The 16,567-nt window shown below is 57.8% G+C and carries 16 protein-coding genes; 12 read left to right on the top strand and 4 right to left on the bottom strand.

Annotated elements, in window-relative coordinates; translation table 11 throughout:
* Positions 1-93: 93 nt before the first annotated feature.
* Complete coding sequence (locus tag DMP17_RS02220) at positions 94-1,710, bottom strand: bifunctional GNAT family N-acetyltransferase/carbon-nitrogen hydrolase family protein (RefSeq protein WP_337827450.1); 1,617 nt, start codon at positions 1,708-1,710, stop codon at positions 94-96.
* Positions 1,711-1,810: 100 nt separating this feature from the next.
* Positions 1,811-3,031 carry an NADP-dependent isocitrate dehydrogenase gene (locus tag DMP17_RS02225; RefSeq protein ID WP_337827451.1) on the bottom strand — a complete coding sequence of 407 codons (1,221 nt, stop codon included), beginning with the start codon at positions 3,029-3,031 and terminating at the stop codon, positions 1,811-1,813.
* A gap of 224 nt (positions 3,032-3,255) precedes the next feature.
* Here DMP17_RS02225 and DMP17_RS02230 point away from each other — a divergent pair, with 224 nt between their 5' ends.
* Together DMP17_RS02230 and DMP17_RS02235 are read left to right on the top strand one after the other, a co-directional pair.
* The gene (locus DMP17_RS02230) at positions 3,256-3,993 is read left to right on the top strand and encodes a phosphatidylserine decarboxylase (protein ID WP_337827452.1); all 738 of its coding nucleotides are present in this window, start codon (positions 3,256-3,258) and stop codon (positions 3,991-3,993) included.
* An 86-nt stretch (positions 3,994-4,079) separates the two neighbouring features.
* Positions 4,080-4,880, top strand: a complete 801-nt coding sequence (locus tag DMP17_RS02235; protein ID WP_337827453.1) for a CDP-alcohol phosphatidyltransferase family protein — start codon at positions 4,080-4,082, stop codon at positions 4,878-4,880.
* Between the two features lie 432 nt (positions 4,881-5,312).
* Here the strand turns inward: DMP17_RS02235 and DMP17_RS02240 are convergent, their stop codons facing one another.
* Both DMP17_RS02240 and DMP17_RS02245 read right to left on the bottom strand, forming a co-directional pair.
* Positions 5,313-5,555 carry a hypothetical protein gene (locus DMP17_RS02240; RefSeq protein WP_337827454.1) on the bottom strand — a complete coding sequence of 81 codons (243 nt, stop codon included), beginning with the start codon at positions 5,553-5,555 and terminating at the stop codon, positions 5,313-5,315.
* Positions 5,556-5,771: 216 nt separating this feature from the next.
* Complete coding sequence (locus tag DMP17_RS02245; protein ID WP_337827455.1) at positions 5,772-6,719, bottom strand: SDR family oxidoreductase; 948 nt, start codon at positions 6,717-6,719, stop codon at positions 5,772-5,774.
* A 254-nt stretch (positions 6,720-6,973) separates the two neighbouring features.
* Here DMP17_RS02245 and DMP17_RS02250 point away from each other — a divergent pair, with 254 nt between their 5' ends.
* The 10 genes from DMP17_RS02250 to rseP all read left to right on the top strand — a co-directional run bounded on the left by DMP17_RS02250 (position 6,974) and on the right by rseP (position 16,479).
* On the top strand, positions 6,974-8,065 hold the full coding sequence (locus tag DMP17_RS02250; RefSeq protein WP_337827456.1) for an NAD-dependent epimerase/dehydratase family protein: 1,092 nt from the start codon (positions 6,974-6,976) through the stop codon (positions 8,063-8,065).
* Positions 8,066-8,214: 149 nt separating this feature from the next.
* Complete coding sequence (locus DMP17_RS02255) at positions 8,215-8,967, top strand: hypothetical protein (RefSeq protein ID WP_337827457.1); 753 nt, start codon at positions 8,215-8,217, stop codon at positions 8,965-8,967.
* A gap of 247 nt (positions 8,968-9,214) precedes the next feature.
* Positions 9,215-10,003 carry a 30S ribosomal protein S2 gene (gene rpsB, locus DMP17_RS02260; protein WP_337827458.1) on the top strand — a complete coding sequence of 263 codons (789 nt, stop codon included), beginning with the start codon at positions 9,215-9,217 and terminating at the stop codon, positions 10,001-10,003.
* 117 nt (positions 10,004-10,120) lie between these two features.
* Positions 10,121-11,065, top strand: coding sequence for a translation elongation factor Ts (tsf, locus tag DMP17_RS02265; RefSeq protein ID WP_337827459.1), 945 nt, complete (start codon positions 10,121-10,123; stop codon positions 11,063-11,065).
* A gap of 364 nt (positions 11,066-11,429) precedes the next feature.
* Positions 11,430-12,155, top strand: coding sequence for a UMP kinase (gene pyrH / locus DMP17_RS02270; protein ID WP_337827460.1), 726 nt, complete (start codon positions 11,430-11,432; stop codon positions 12,153-12,155).
* 4 nt (positions 12,156-12,159) lie between these two features.
* Positions 12,160-12,717, top strand: coding sequence for a ribosome recycling factor (gene frr, locus DMP17_RS02275; protein ID WP_337827461.1), 558 nt, complete (start codon positions 12,160-12,162; stop codon positions 12,715-12,717).
* Positions 12,718-12,747: 30 nt separating this feature from the next.
* Positions 12,748-13,440, top strand: coding sequence for a polyprenyl diphosphate synthase (uppS, locus tag DMP17_RS02280; RefSeq protein WP_337827462.1), 693 nt, complete (start codon positions 12,748-12,750; stop codon positions 13,438-13,440).
* Entirely contained in the window at positions 13,437-14,186 is a 750-nt protein-coding gene (locus DMP17_RS02285) for a phosphatidate cytidylyltransferase (protein ID WP_337827463.1), read from the top strand. Before uppS ends, DMP17_RS02285 begins: the two co-directional genes overlap by 4 nt.
* Entirely contained in the window at positions 14,183-15,349 is a 1,167-nt protein-coding gene (locus DMP17_RS02290; protein WP_337827464.1) for a 1-deoxy-D-xylulose-5-phosphate reductoisomerase, read from the top strand. Before DMP17_RS02285 ends, DMP17_RS02290 begins: the two co-directional genes overlap by 4 nt.
* Complete coding sequence (gene rseP, locus DMP17_RS02295) at positions 15,346-16,479, top strand: RIP metalloprotease RseP (protein ID WP_337827465.1); 1,134 nt, start codon at positions 15,346-15,348, stop codon at positions 16,477-16,479. The genes DMP17_RS02290 and rseP overlap by 4 nt, the downstream gene beginning before the upstream one ends.
* Positions 16,480-16,567 lie beyond the last annotated feature (88 nt).

The following is a 16,567-nucleotide window of genomic DNA, read 5'->3' on the forward strand; positions in this document are numbered from 1 at the left end:
AGTAGGGGTGGGCTATGGTTCAAGCCTAGGCTATTGGATTAGCGGGCAGACCCACCCCCGCCCCCTCCCGCAAGCGCGAGGGGAGCCATCCCATCAACCACCACCCGGCTTATTCGTGCCGATCGGTTCCGCCCTCGGCTTGCTCCGCCCATGGCCTTTGCCCTGCGCGCGGTCCCATTCGATATGGTAGAGGTCGAAACGGCGGTCGGCGAGGTTGCGCACTGTGCCTTCGGCGCGTGCCCAGTTGAGGTCGGCCAAGTTGACGTCGCTGATCGTCAAAGTTTCTACATTTTCCGTGGCTTCCGCCGCAATGCCATCGCGCGCGAACGGGAAGTCGCACGGCGTCAATATGCAGCTTTGCGCATATTGGATGTCCATATTGCCGACATTGGGAAGGTTGCCGACATTGCCGGACAGCACGACAAAACATTGATTTTCAATCGCGCGCGCTTGTGAACAATAGCGCACCCGCAAATAGCCCTGACGGCTATCGGTGCAAAAAGGCGTGAAGATGATGCGCGCGCCTTCATCTGCCAAACGCCGTGCCAATTCCGGAAACTCGCTATCATAGCAAATCAGCACGCCAATCGGTCCGCAATCGGTCGGAATTGCTTCGATTTTATCGCCGCCCTTGATGTTCCACCAATAGCGTTCATTGGGCGTAGGGTGGATTTTTTCCTGCTCATGCACCGACCCGTCGCGCAGGAATACATAAGCGACATTTTGAATATCATGATCGTCCGCGCGCGTCGGGTGCGAGCCGCCGATGATGTTGATATTATATTTGAGCGCCATCGCCGCGAAGGCTTTTTTAAGCTTGGGCGTATATTTGGTAAGCGCCTCGATAGCCTCTTGCGGGCTCAACTCGCGATCTTCGAACGAGAGCAATGAGAGGGTGAAAAGTTCGGGAAAGACAATGAAGTCGGCTTCATAATCTGCTGCAACATCAACGAAATATTCTATATTCTTCAAAAATTCGTCAAAGTCTTTGACCGCGCGCGCCTGCAACTGGCATGTTGCCAAACGCACCGCCTCGACCCCGCGCGGTAGGCGGTGCTTCACCGGCTTATCGCGTTCGACATAGGGATTGTGCCACACCATATGCGCGGCAAAACCTTTGGAGCGTTTATCTTCGGGGAGATAATTGGCGAGGACGCCAATCGGTTCAAACCCGTTGGCGAGCTGGAAACGGATCACCGGATCATGGATTTTGCCCGCGACAATTTGCGCGAGATATTCCTCCGGATCCTCGCCCATTTTCTTCCATACGCGGGACAGGCCCGGCATCCGGCCACCGAACACGATGCCGGATAGCTCCAGCCGCTCGGCGAGCGCGCGGCGCTCTTCATAAAGCCTGCGCCCGATACGGGTGCCGCGCACCTTGGGATCAACGCACATCTCATAGCCATAAAGCCAGTCACCGGTCGGGTCATGGCGCGAGCCGAAGCCGTTGCCCGTAATCTCGTCCCAATCATGCGGTTTCAGCGCAATCGCGCCCGAAATCCGCATCGAGGCGCAATAGCCGACCACCTTATCGTCCAGCACCGCGACAAATTCGCCTTCGGGATAATTGTTCATCTGCGCCCGAATTTCGCCATAAGTATAAGGCGGCAACTCTTCATAAACGCGGCGGATGAGCGCGGCGATGCCCGGCACATCGCTATGTTTGGCCTGCCGCACTTCAAGGCGGGCGGAACGGGTGGTGGTCATGCTGGCTCCCTGATTGATGGGCCGATGGATAGGCAAAAGAAAAGGGGCGGCGATGTGTGATCGCCACCCCCTCGGTGTCTGTTAACGCATGGCTTGCGGATTATTTCCAGTCCGCCATCGCCTTTTCCAGATTGACGCGGATGGCTTCAAAGAATTGCTCGGTGGTCATCCACGGCTGGTCGGGGCCGATGAGGATTGCAAGATCCTTGGTCATCTGACCATTTTCAACCGTTTCGATACACACGCGTTCCAGCGTTTCGGCAAAACGGGTGACGTCCGGCGTGCCGTCAAATTCGCCGCGATATTTAAGGCCGCCGGTCCAGGCAAAGATCGACGCAATCGGATTGGTCGATGTCGCCTTGCCTTCTTGATGCTGGCGATAGTGGCGGGTAACGGTGCCGTGCGCGGCTTCGGCTTCGACCGTCTTGCCGTCCGGCGTCATCAGGATCGAGGTCATGAGGCCAAGCGAACCAAAGCCTTGGGCGACCTGATCCGACTGCACATCGCCATCATAATTCTTACACGCCCAGACGAACTTGCCCGACCATTTGAGGGCCGAAGCCACCATGTCGTCGATCAGGCGATGCTGATATTCAATGCCAGCTTCATCAAATTGGGTTTTGAATTCCTTGTCGAAAACTTCCTGGAAAATATCCTTGAAGCGGCCGTCATAGGCTTTCAAAATCGTATTCTTGGTCGACAGATAGACCGGCCATTTGCGCTGCAAACCGAAATTGAGCGATGCGCGGGCAAAATCGCGGATCGATTCATCGAGGTTATACATACCCATGGCCACACCGGAATCGGGGAAGTCATACACTTCATGTTCGATCACTTCGCCATTTTCGCCCGCCCATTTGATGGTGAGCTTGCCGGGGCCGGGAACGCGGAAATCGGTTGCCTTATACTGGTCGCCAAAAGCGTGACGGCCAACTACGATGGGGTCTGTCCAGCCCGGAATGAGGCGGGGGACGTTCTTGATAACGATCGGCTCGCGGAACACGACGCCGCCCAAAATGTTGCGGATCGTGCCGTTGGGCGACTTCCACATCGATTTGAGGTTAAATTCTTCAACGCGCGCTTCGTCCGGCGTGATGGTCGCGCATTTGACGCCGACACCATATTGCTGGACCGCCTTAGCGGCTTCGACCGTAATCTTGTCTTCGGTTTCGTCGCGCTTTTCGACGCCCAGATCATAATATTTGAGGTCAATATCAAGATAAGGCAGGATCAGCTTTTCGCGGATCCATTGCCAGATGATCCGGGTCATTTCATCGCCGTCCATTTCGACGACCGGGTTCTTTACCTTGATCTTGCTCATAGAAGATTTGCCTCTTTGCCGGGGAGAGCCACTCGGGGCCATGAATGAATGGGAGGGCCTTAAGCAAAGCGGCGTCGATATTCAAGCGTCTGGGATATTCAAGCGTCTGGCCGGACGAATAAGGCGGATTTTATTGGTTGTGAAACGCTTTGCATATCGTTTTTGGCAGTCGAGTGCATTTGGACTGTTGTAACGGAGCGCAACACTGCTTAGGGAATGAACCCATGTCTTTACCGCAAAAATATGATAATCGCGCCGGTCCCGGCATTAAATGGGAACGGCCCGACGTGCATCCGGAAGGGCGCAAATTCGCGCTTATCGCCGCCGCTATCACCGCCTTTTTCGCTTTCATGGCATGGGAGACCCTTGCTTGGCCGATGGCGGGCATCACGCTTTGGGTGCTGGCTTTTTTCCGCGATCCGGTACGGGTCACGCCGCAGGGCGAAAATTTCGTGATTGCGCCCGCAGACGGGCTTATCACGCTCATCCAGAAAGTGCCGCCGCCGCCCGAAATGTCCGGACCGATGGGGCTGGGCGATGCGCCGATGACGCGCGTGTCGATTTTCATGAGCGTATTCGATGTCCACATCAACCGTTCGCCAATGGCGGGCACGGTGCGGCAGGTCATCTATATTCCGGGCAAATTCCTGAACGCCGATCTTGATAAAGCGAGCGAAGACAATGAGCGCCAGCATTTTCTGGTCGAGCGCGCCGATGGCGTCAAAATCGGCTTTACCCAAATTGCCGGGCTGGTCGCGCGGCGCATTGTCACCTTTGTGAAGCCCGGCGATATGGTCGCATCGGGCGAGCGCGTCGGGCTTATCCGCTTTGGCAGCCGTGTCGATGTTTATCTTCCCGAAGGCACTGAACCGCGCGTGACGCAAGGGCAGCGGACAGTTGCGGGCGAAACCATCATAGCCGATATTGGCAATGCGTCGGAACTGATTGGCATTCCGCACTAATTTGCGGCATGAAGGGTGCCACGGTTTCGGCAAGCTCGTCAAAACCCGCTATAAGACCGCCATAAGAGAGGGCCGACACAAAGACGATGGAAGCAGAGCAACAGCCCGACCCCGACGCGCCTGAACGGCTGCAAGCCAAGGGCGCGCATATCGGCAATATCCCGCTGCGCGCGGTCCCGGCCAATGCGATTACCGCGCTGGCGCTGTGCATGGGACTTACCGGTGTGCGTTTTGCGATTGGCGGCTTGTGGGAAAATGCGCTGTTATGCATCATTTTTGCAGGGATTTTGGACGGTCTGGACGGGCGGGTTGCCCGTGCGCTCAAGGGTAGTACCCGTTTCGGGGCTGAACTGGATAGCCTCTCCGATGTGACCGCGTTCGGCGTCGCGCCCGCGCTTACCATTTTCCTGTGGTCGCTGAGTAGCGCGCCCAAATTCGGCTGGGTGGCCTCGATTGCGCTTGCGGTCTGCTGTGCCTTGCGGTTGGCGCGGTTCAATGCGCGCATTGATGTGAGCGATCAGCCGCACAAATCGGCAGGGTTCAACACCGGCGTTCCGGCTCCTGCGGGCGCGGGCCTCGCGTTGTTGCCGATGTTCTTATGGTTTGTGACCGATAATGACTGGTTCCGCACATGGTATGTGGTCATGCCGTGGATGCTTTTGGTGGCTTTCCTGATGATCTCGAACATTGCGACCTTTAGCTGGGCCTCGGTGCGCCTGCGTCGTTCGGTGCGGATGGAAGCGATTGCGGCAATCGGCCTGCTCGGCGTTGCGCTCATCACCGCGCCTTGGCCTACATTGTCGGTAGTGTGCATCCTCTATCTGGTCGCCATTCCGTTCAGCATTGCAAGCTATGCGAAAGTGAAACGCAACCGCGTGGCGGGGTAGGGTGGACGAATAGCGTATCGTGGTGATGCTAACGCATAGGCTGCAGTGATGTTTGGTAAGGCTGCACGGTAAAAACTGCCCCGAAAGTGCGATATTCCATCAATGTGGTGTCCCGCAAAAGAGAGGCGTTGATTGCGAGGTCGCTGCTGAATGATGTGATAGAGCATCTGCTCCCGAGAGGGTGTCACCCCTCCGTCATCTGCTGCGCAAATGCCACCTCCCCTTTTCAGGGGAGGTTTTTGAGAGGCGGCGTCGGATTTTGAGGATTGGCTCCTATCCGTTAACAATGGCGGGGTAATATCCCGCGCATTATCTATATTCCGATATTCATAGATATTATCCGGCACGCATTGTGGTGATCTTATATCGAACTCGCGGAAATCTGAATTCGTGCGGAGCGGTCACCGCAAGGCGACTTCCCGCGCAACCCTCTTACGCCACGGCGGCGCGGCGGATTTGGGCGGGGGAGGGGGCTGGGGCCAAGCGACGCTGTGTGCGGGGCGCGTGGCGGGGTGCGTGAACGCGGATTGGCGCGCCTTTGCTGCCATCGGGGATATGTTCGCCCATCAGCGCTAACAGGATTGTGTCGCGCTTGCCATAAAGCATCACGCCGATGACGGCGAGCGAGCCAAGAAACGCGACAGTAAACAGCATCGAAGCAATGAACGCGACCATAACCAAATCCTTATCAAGCCTTTATCCGGTCAATCCGTTCCTCCCGCCTTTATGGCAGGGATAACGATGTTCCGGCGTTTCCGGTTCCATGTTCGCTTTATGTTCCATTATTCCTTCTGCGCGTCAAGCGTAAATATTCACTTTTTGTTCTCATTCGCGTAACGCCGTGGAAAACGGCCAATTTGCTGGCGCTTAAGGGGGCAGGGGCCAACCGCCTCATCCGTTCACAATCGTGCCGCCATTGGGATGCAATACCTGTCCGCTCATATAACTCGAATCAGCGCAAGCGAGGAACAGGAAGGCGGGGGCGACTTCATTGGGTTCGCCGGGGCGCTGCATCGGCGTCGTCTCGCCAAAATGGCGCACCTTGTCGGCATCGGCACCGCCCAGCGGATTAAGCGGCGTCCAGATCGGCCCCGGTGCAACCGCATTGACGCGGATACCGTGCGCCACCAAATTTTCGCTCAGCGAGCGGGTGAAGGCGGTAATCGCGCCCTTGGTCGCGCTATAATCCAGCAATTTGGGCGAGCCTTCATACATTGTGACGCTGGTGCAGTTGATAATCGCCGCGCCGCGCTCCAAATGGTCGAGCGCCGCCTGAACCATATAGAATATTCCGAAAATATTGACGGAAAATGTATCTTCAAGCTGGCGCGTGCTGATTTCGCGAATATCTTCTGCCGGACATTGGACGCCCGCATTATTGACCAGAATATCAAGGCGACCAAAGCTTTTGACCGTGCTCGCAACCGTGCGTTTGCAGGCGGCAGGATCGGACACGTCGGCCTTGATGATAAGCCCGCGCGCGCCTTCTGCTTCGATGAGGCGAAGCGTTTCCTTGGCGTCGACATCATCGTCGCGATAGGTGATGGCTACCATCGCCCCTTCACGCGCGAACAGGAGAGCCACCGCGCGGCCGATCCCGCTATCCCCGCCGGTAATGATCGCGGCGCGGCCCTTAAGCCGGTCGGAGCCGCGATAGACGGGAGTGTAATCCGGCGCGCGGGCAAGCGATTCCTCCTGCCCGCGGTCAGGGGCTTTCCGGCTTCCCTTTTGCTTCAACTTTTGCGCAGCCTTGGCCTTGCCTTTTTTCTCGGCAGGGGTTTCGCCGACTTTGCCCTCTCGTCCTTTGGCCAATCGGCCTTTGTTTTTCTGCTGTGCCATCTCTTCTCACCGTCAGGAGGGTTATATCCTGCAAAAAAGAGAACAGATGGGATGGGCAGAGGGTTGCATAATCTAACTTCGGTTAATCCGCTTTTATGCCCGTTTTTCAATTTTCAAGGCTGTTAAAACCGCTAGGCAAAACAGGCGATGCAACTGAAAAATGTGACTTTTTTCACAATTTTACAATCATCTAACGCTTGCCTTGCGCGACATAAAATCTATCACGGACGTCATAAGACGGGTCTGGAGACGGTATGGAACAGGAGCGCGCAAGCGCGACGCGGGGCAAGGTGGTTGAACTACATCCGTCACAAGGCGGACGCGTGTTGGTCACCGGCGGGACCGGTTTCGTAGCAGGATGGTGCATTGCGCTCTTGCTGGAACGTGGCTTTGCGGTGCGCGCAAGCGTGCGGCGCAGCGAAGGGGAAACGCTTGTCCGCGCGGCGCTGGCCAAGATGCCCGGCGCACAGCAGGACTGGCAAGAACGGCTGGACTTTGCCGAGGCGGATCTCGCCTCCGAAGCTGGATGGGATGCTGCGGTGCGCGGCTGCACCCATGTGTTGCACCTTGCCTATCCCAAAGCGCAAGATATTGAAAATCAAGGACCTGATCTCATCAACCAGGCGGTTGGCGGGGCGATCCGCGTGCTGCGTGCGAGCATGAATGCGCGCGTGAAGCGCGTCGTCATGACCTCTTCGCTCATGGCTGCGATGCCGGACGGCGCGCCTGTATCGACCGAACATGTATGGACCGACCCCGAAAAACCGGGGATGGATGATTATAGCCTGTCCAAATTATATGCCGAGCGCGGAGCATGGGACTTTATGGCCGAAGAAGTCCGGCGCGGCGGTAGCAAGATGGAATTTGTGACCTTGCTCCCCGGCACAATATTGGGACCGGTCCTCCACCGCGATATGGTGGAAGCTGTAGGGCTTATCCAACGGATATTACAAGGAAAGCCGCGCGTCCTTCCCGAATTGCGCTTGCAGATTGCCGATGTGCGCGATCTTGCCGAAGCGCATATTGCGGCGATGCTCAGCCCCCAAGCCGACGGACAACGCTTCATCATTGCGGGCGAAGCGGTGAGCTTGCCCGAAATCGCCCAGCATTTGCGCGAGCGACTGGGCGACAAGGCGCGTAAAGTGCCGACGGGCGCCTATCCGGACATGATTGTGAAGCTTGCGTCGGGCTTCGATCCCGAACTACGCCAGCTTGTGGCCAGCCATAGCGGCCTTCCGGTTTTTTCCAGCGCCCGTGCGGCGGAACGGCTTGACTATAGGCCGCGCCCCGTTGCGGAAACGGTGGTCGATTGTGCAAATAGTCTGTTTGCCAACAATGCCCTATGAGATAGCGCAATTTTTTATCAAAAATCTCCCGCAATTTGCGGTTCCATTTACCTTCGTTCCGGTTAAGGCTCTGAGCGGATACAGGGTTCAACATAATAGGAGGTTCAAGCATGAAGCGTTTGGCAACGGCATTGGCAGGCATGGCATCGGTGGTGGCCCTCGGCATAGGCGGCATAAGCGCCCCTGCTATTGCGCAAGGCGCCGGGACGCCGATTCAGGGGACGCTGGGGGCGGATAGCCCGCGCGACGGTCGCCCCTATGGCACGCGCACGCTGACGCTAAAGGCCGGGCAACGCTATGTGATTACCGCCGATTCCGAAGATTTCGACCCGATGCTCGAACTTTATGCGCCTGATGCGGATATGCGCGATGACGATAATGCGGTGGCGCAGGATGATGATAGCGGCGAAGGCAATGGCGCGGCTATCGAATATACACCGGACCGCAGCGGCCAATATAAGCTGCGCATCAAGGCGGTCGATAGCGACCTTGGTCGCTATACGCTGCGGATCCGCGAATTGCCGCCTTTGCCTGCGCCGACCCGCGCAACGCCCGCCAGCACCGGCACGATGACGGTGCGGCTGTTCCATGGCGAACTGACCGCGAGCGATCCCGAAGTGCAGAATAAGCGCGTCGATGACTATCTGGTGCGGATGGAAGGCGGAAAGCCTGCGATTATCGGCATGGACCGTGACCGCAATAATGATGATCTCGACCCCGCCCTTGCGCTGTTCCAGGGCGAGCGTAACACCGGCGAGCCGCTTGAAACCGACGATGATGGCGGCAGTGGCGTCAATGCGATGATCGTATTCACTCCTGAAACAACCGGTAATTATGTCATCCGCGCGACCAGCACAGGCGATCGCGGCAAGGGGAAATATACGCTGCGGGTTGCGCAGTAAGTTTGGGTTTTGCCCTTTAAGTCGACGGAGGCAAGCCTGTCAGGCATTTGGCTTGCTTCCGTCGCCCGGCCGTTCCAGCCGCAAAGCGTCGGCTTTATACGGCAATTACATCTTGCAATTATAGGCCATGCCCGTTAAGGGCCGCGCCATTCCACATGGAAAGCGCACATACCGGTGCCGCGAACGTCCTTTCAGGTCTGTTCAAGGTTTCTTGCTTTCCAGAGGACCAACCGGAAGGAGAAAGACTATGGCGGCACCTGTCGTCACGATGCAGCAATTGATTGAGGCCGGCGCACATTTCGGCCACCAGACCCATCGCTGGAACCCGCGGATGAAGCCTTATATTTTCGGCGACCGCAACGGCATCCACATTCTTGACTTGTCGCAGACCGTGCCATTGTTCGCGCGCGCGCTCGACTTTGTTGCGCAAGTTGCTGCTAATGGCGGCAAAGTGCTGTTCGTCGGCACCAAGCGTCAGGCGCAAGGCCCGATCGCGGAAGCAGCGCAAGCTTCGGGTCAGCATTTCGTCAACCATCGCTGGCTGGGCGGGATGCTCACCAACTGGAAGACCATCTCGAACTCGATCAAGCGCATGAAGACGCTGGAAGAACAGCTTTCGGGTGACACCGCCGGTCTCACCAAGAAGGAAGTGTTGCAGCGCACGCGCGAACTGGAAAAGCTCCAGCTTTCGCTCGGCGGTATCCGCGACATGGGCGGTATTCCGGACGTGATGTTCGTGATCGACGCCAACAAGGAAGAACTCGCCATCAAGGAAGCCAATGTGCTTGGCATCCCCGTGGTTGCGATCCTCGATTCGAACGTGTCGCCCGACGGCATCGCTTTCCCGGTTCCGGCGAATGACGACGCCAGCCGCGCTATCCGCCTTTATTGTGAAGCGGTTGCGACTGCTGCCACCCGTGGCAACCAGCGTGGTCAGGCTGACCGTGGCATGGACATCGGCGCTGCCGAAAATCCGGTTGCGGAAGAAGTCGTGGTAGAAGCGGTGGCTGAAGAAGCCCCGGCTGCTGACGCCTGATATAATGACGGGAGCAGCGGAAAAACGCGGCCCCGTCACATATATGTAAACAAATAAATTCACGGGGGGCGCTGAGGGTCAAACTCGCAGCGCTCCTCCGCTTGCACATTCAAACAAATGAAGGAAGTAACCATGTCTGTAGTTACTGCTGCTACCGTAAAAGAACTGCGCGAACGTTCGGGCGCCGGTATGATGGACTGCAAGACCGCATTGGCCGAAACCAATGGCGATCTTGAAGCAGCTGTGGACTGGCTGCGCTCGAAAGGTCTTGCTGCGGCTGCCAAAAAGTCGAGCCGTACGGCGGCTGAAGGTCTGGTCGGCGTTGCCACCAGTGGCACCAAGGGTGCGGTTGTCGAAGTCAATTCGGAAACCGACTTTGTTGCCAAAAATGAACAGTTCCAGGATTTCGTGCGTAACGTGACGCAAGTTGCCCTTGAAACCGGTGCGGACAGCGCCGACGCTTTGCTCGCGGCGACTTACCCCGCTGGCGGCACGGTGCAGGATGCGCTCACCAACAATGTTGCGACCATCGGTGAAAACCAGAATGTCCGCCGCGTGAAGCTGCTCAACGTCAACGAAGGCGCGGTTGTGAGCTATGTTCACAATGCAGCGGCTACCGGCCTTGGCAAGATCGGCGTGCTGGTTGCGCTCGAAAGCTCGGCGGGTGCCGATGTTCTCGAACCGCTCGGCAAGCAGATTGCGATGCACATTGCTGCCGCTTTCCCGCTCGCATTGAATGGTGAAGGCCTTGATGCCAACACGATTGCCCGCGAACGTGCGATTGCCGAAGAAAAGGCTGCCGAAAGCGGCAAGCCTGCCGATGTTGTCGCCAAGATGGTTGACGGTGCGATTGCCAAATATCGCAAGGAAAATGCGCTTCTGTCGCAACTTTTCGTGATGGACGGCAAAACGCCGGTCGCCGAAGTTGTGGCCGCTGCCGGTCGTGAAGCGGGTGCCACCATCACGCTCACCGACTATGCGCGCTTCCAGCTTGGCGAAGGCATTGAAAAGAAGGAAACCGACTTTGCCGCAGAAGTTGCGGCGGCTGTCGGCGGCGCATAAGCCATATTTCTTAACGAGTGGCAGGTTCTTTTCGACACTTCTTCCCTTTCCCCGTTCGTCCTGAGTAGCAGCGAAGCTGCGTATCGAAGGACCGGAAATAGGCACTTCGATACGAGGTCTTCGACCTCTACTCAGTGCGAACGGTGAGGGGGTAGGCGAATGTTCGTAAAAGAATAGCCGCTTGGATGGACTTGGCGGGCAAACCTGCCGGACGGACTTGTAAGCAAAATACAAGTTTGCCAATCCTGTCTTGAGACTATGGCGCGGCTCCCCTATGGTCCGCGCCATAGTTGCATCGGGCGCTTCCCGACGCCCCGGAATATGCTAGAAACCCTAGCGAAAATATAAGAGGAACGCCCCTTCCATGACCCGCCCCACCTATCGCCGGATTTTGCTCAAGCTCAGCGGCGAAGCGTTGATGGGCGCGACCCCGTTCGGGATTGACCCCGACACCGTGGCGAGCATGGCGGCCGAGGTGAAAGCGGCCAAGGATAGCGGTTTTGAACTGTGCCTTGTTATCGGCGGCGGTAATATTTTCCGCGGTATGGCGGGCGCTGCCAAGGGCATGGACCGCGCGCAGGCCGACTATATGGGGATGCTCGCCACCGTCATGAACGCGCTCGCCATGCAAAATGCGCTGGAGCAACTGGGCGTTCCGACCCGCGTGCAATCGGCCATCCAGATGGATCAGGTGTGCGAACCGGTCATCCGCCGCCGCGCCGAACGCCATCTTGAAAAAGGGCGGGTGGTGATTTTCGCCGCAGGCGTTGGCGCGCCCTATTTCACCACCGATAGCGGCGCAGCTTTGCGTGCTGCCGAAATGAAGTGCGACGCGCTGTTCAAAGGGACGAGCGTGGACGGCGTTTATAATGCCGACCCCAAAAAGGTCACGGACGCCAAACGCTATGACCATGTGAGTTTTAACAAGGTGCTGGCAGACGACTTGAAAGTCATGGACGCGAGCGCGGTCGCCTTGTGCAGAGACAATAATATCCCGATCGTGGTGTTCAACATCCGCGAACCCGGCAATCTTGCGCGGGTTTTGAGCGGTGAGGGCGATGCCACGGTCGTCAGCAATCAGGAGGATTAATCCCATGCCGAAATATGACAAAGCGGATGTAGAACGCCGCATGACGGGCGCTGTTGAATCGTTGAAGCATGATCTGGGCGGCTTACGCACGGGCCGTGCCAACGTGTCGCTGCTCGATCCGATTCAGGTCGAAGTCTATGGCGCGAATATGCCGTTGAATCAGGTTGCGACCGTGTCCGCTCCCGAACCGCGTATGTTGTCGGTGCAGGTGTGGGATAAATCGAACCTCACGCCGGTGGAAAAAGCGATCCGCTCGGCAGGGCTGGGACTTAACCCCATCACCGATGGCCAGACTATCCGCTTGCCGATCCCCGACATGACCGAAGAGCGCCGCAAGGAGCTTTCCAAGGTTGCGGGCCAATATGCGGAAAAAGCGCGGGTTGCGATCCGGAACGTGCGCCGCGACGCGATGGACGCCATCAAGACCGACGAAAATAAGAAAGAGATTTCCGAAGACGATAAAAAACGTCTGGAAACCGAGGTGCAAAAGCTCACCGACAAGGCGATTGAAGATGCCGATGCCGCCGCAAGCACCAAGGAAAAGGAAATTCTCGGCCAATAAGCCGGGGGTCTTTTGCCGAAATCTGTTTTTGTGACGCCGCCCGACATCCCCCCGCTTGCGCGCCATGTTGCCATCATCATGGATGGCAATGGCCGCTGGGCGAAAAAGCGCCTGTTGCCGCGCTTTGCCGGGCATAAGGCGGGGGTAGAAACGGTCCGCAAGATCGCGCGGGCGGCGCGCGAAATGGGGCTGGAGGCGCTCACCCTCTATGCTTTTTCGTCGGAAAATTGGAAGCGTCCGGCGGAGGAAGTGAGCGACCTCATGGGCCTGCTCAAACATTTCATCCAAGCTGATATTGACGAATTTGACGCCAATAATGTGCGGCTCAAAATTATCGGCCATTATCAGGCGCTCGCGCCCGAACTGGTGAAGCTGCTCGACGAGGCGGTTGCGCGCACGGCGGGCAATACAGGTTCTACGCTCGCGGTTGCGCTCAACTATGGCGCGCAGGATGAGCTGGTGCGGGCCGCGCAAGCCGCCGCTGCTGCGGGTGACATTAGCACCGAGGCCATCGAGGCGCATCTTTATACCGCCGGGATGCCGCCGCTTGATCTTATCATCCGCACATCGGGTGAACAAAGGCTGTCCAACTTTCTTTTGTGGCAGGCCGCCTATGCAGAGCTTTATTTTACAGACATATTATGGCCGGATTTCACGCCTAAACATTTGGAAAAGGCGCTAGAAGAATTTGCCCACCGTAACCGGAGATATGGCGGTCTATGACCCCTGACGAGATGAAAACGGGTGACAGCAGCGAAGGCGGCGTGCCGCTTGCTGATTCCACGCCGACCGATTCCACAACCGTGACTTTGAAGCGCAACAGCGACCTTGGCGTGCGCGCTGTGTCGGGCGTGGTGATGATCGCGGTCGCGGTGGCTGCATTATGGGCAGGCGGCTGGGTCTTTGCCGCGCTAGCACTGGCGGCAGCGGCGGCGATGCTGTGGGAATGGCATGGCATTACCGGCAAAATGCCGCTGACGTCCTTTGCGCGCGGGGGCTGGCTGACCGGCGGCTTCCTTTATGTTGCGCTTGGCGTTTTGGCGCTGTTTCTGGTGCGCGAGGTGCTGGGCTTTGCAGGCGCCTTATGGCTGATGGCGACCGTGTGGGCGACCGACATCGGCGCTTATTTTGCAGGTCGCACGATAGGCGGCCCCAAAATTGCGCCCGCAATCTCGCCGTCCAAAACTTGGGCGGGGCTGATCGGCGGTATGGTTGCCGCAGGACTGGTGAGCTGGCTGATCGGGCGCTGGATCGGATCCGATGCAACCCTGTTCAAGCTTGGCGCGCCAATGGCGGTGCTCGCGCAAATGGGTGATTTTTTCGAAAGCTGGATGAAGCGCCGCGCCGGAGTCAAGGATTCGAGCGCGCTCATCCCGGGGCATGGCGGAGTCTTGGACCGGCTTGACGGTCTGCTGCCTGTCGCCATCGCGATAGGCGCGATTCTCTGGCTCACCGGCAGCCCGGCATGAGCCAGCAACGCAGCATTTCCATCTTTGGCGCGACCGGCTCTATCGGCCAGTCCACACTTGATCTGGTGCGGCGTAACCGCGACCAATGGCGCGTGGTGGCGCTTACCGCCCATCAGGATGCGGCGGGTCTAGCGGCGTTAGCGCGCGAATTTGAAGCAAAAATTGCCGTCATCGGCGACAGCGCGCGCGACGCTGACCTCGATACGGCCCTCTCCGGCACCAATATCGGCCGCGCAAGCGGAGAGGCGGCGCTGGTCGAAGTGGCGCGCATGGGAGCAGACTTCACCATGGCCGCGATTGTCGGCTGTGCGGGCCTTGCGCCGACTATGGCCGCGCTTGAAGGCGGCAAGACGGTCGCGCTCGCCAATAAGGAATCGCTGGTCAGTGCGGGCGAATTGATGATGGCCGCCGCCGCACGGTCAGGCGCGACACTGCTCCCCGTCGACAGCGAGCATAATGCGATTTTCCAATGCCTGTCGGGCGGGCGGATTGAAGATGTGCGCCGCATCATCCTCACCGCAAGCGGCGGTCCGTTCCGTTGTCATAGCCTTGACGATATGCGCAAAGTCACCCCCGAACAGGCGGTTGCGCATCCTAACTGGTCCATGGGCGCGAAAATCTCGATCGACAGCGCGACGATGATGAATAAGGGGCTGGAGCTGATTGAAGCTCATCATCTGTTCCCCGTCGGTCATGACGCAATCGAAATCATCGTCCACCCGCAATCGGTGATCCACAGCCTTGTCGAATATCGCGACCGCTCGACCTTGGCGCAGCTTGGCTCGCCCGATATGCGTATCCCGATTGCCTCGACGCTCGCTTGGCCGGTGCGGATGGAAACGCCGTGCGCGCCGCTCGATCTGGCGACGATAGGCCGCCTCGATTTTGAAGCGCCCGATCCGGTGCGATTCCCTGCGCTGCGCCTGACGCGACAGGCGATAGAGGAGGGCGGGGCGCGCCCGGCCCAGCTTAATGCCGCCAATGAAATCGCCGTTGCTGCTTTTTTACAAAAGCGCATCGCTTTTCTTGATATAGCGGCCATTGTCGAGGCGGTATTGGACAGCTATAGGCCGCACACGCCAAAGGAATTGGCGGATATTTATGCGGCCGACGAAGAAGCCCGCCGGATCGCAGCCCAAATGGTGGAGCGCAAAGCAGCGTGATCGAAAATCCCGGCATTTTATGGACCATCGGCGCGTTCATCCTCGTGCTTGGCCCGTTGGTGTTCGTGCATGAATTCGGCCATTATATTGTCGCGCGCTGGTGCGGGGTGAAATCGGACATTTTCTCCATCGGCTTTGGCCGCGAGGTGGCCGGGTTTACCGACAAGCATGGCACGCGCTGGAAATTTGGCTGGCTGCCTTTGGGCGGCTATGTGCAATTTGCAGGCGATATGAACCCGGTGAGCCAGCCCGGCGACATCGAACCCGATGCAACCGCCGCCGAGCGCGCGCATATGTTCCAATATCAGCCGATCTGGAAACGCGCGGCGATTGTATTTGCAGGCCCTGCAATCAATTTCATTTTTGCGTTTCTTATCCTGATGGGCTTCGGCCTTGTGTACGGACAGTCTGTCACGCCGCCGGTGGTGGGGCAGGTAGTGGAAGGCTCCGCCGCCGAACAAGCGGGCCTTAAGGCAGGCGACCGTATCGTCAGCGCCAATGGCGACCGCATCACCGTGTTCCAGGATATTGTGAGCAGCGTCGCGCTACAGGTGCGCGAGCCTGTAAAATTGGTGATTGAACGCGATGGTGCATCACGCGAACTCATAGTAACCACGCGCGAGCTGGTCGAAAAAGACCGTTTCGGCAATGAATTCCGCCGCGGCTTTATCGGTGTTTCTCCCGGCAAGCCGCAATGGGCCGATGTGTCATTGCTGGAAGCCCCGGGCTATGCGTGGCGGCAAACGGTCGTGATCCTCGACACGATGGTCGAGGGCTTGAAACAGATTATTACCGGCAAGCGCACGATCAAGGATTTGGGTGGCCCGCTCAAGATTGCCAAGCAATCGGGCGAGAGCGCGGCGATTGGCGTCGAGGCCTTCATTTTCCTGATTGCGCTTATCTCCATCAATCTTGGGTTCATCAATTTGCTGCCACTGCCGATGCTGGACGGTGGGCATTTGCTATTTTATGCGATAGAGGCCGTTCGCCGCAAACCGGCCAATCCGAAGGTTCAGGAATGGGCCTTCCGGTTCGGATTTGCGGCGGTCGCAACATTGTTTCTGGTCGTGACATTCAACGACCTTGAAAGTTTTGGCGTATGGAAACGCATCGTTGGCTTGATTGGATAGCCAGCTTGGGGCAGGGAGAGCAGCCGATTGGTTACCGATGGAACTTGCCAGCGGCTTGCACAAAGTGATTAGAGATAGAGGATAGATG

The sequence above is a fragment of the Pseudonocardia sp. TMWB2A genome (assembly GCF_017312135.1).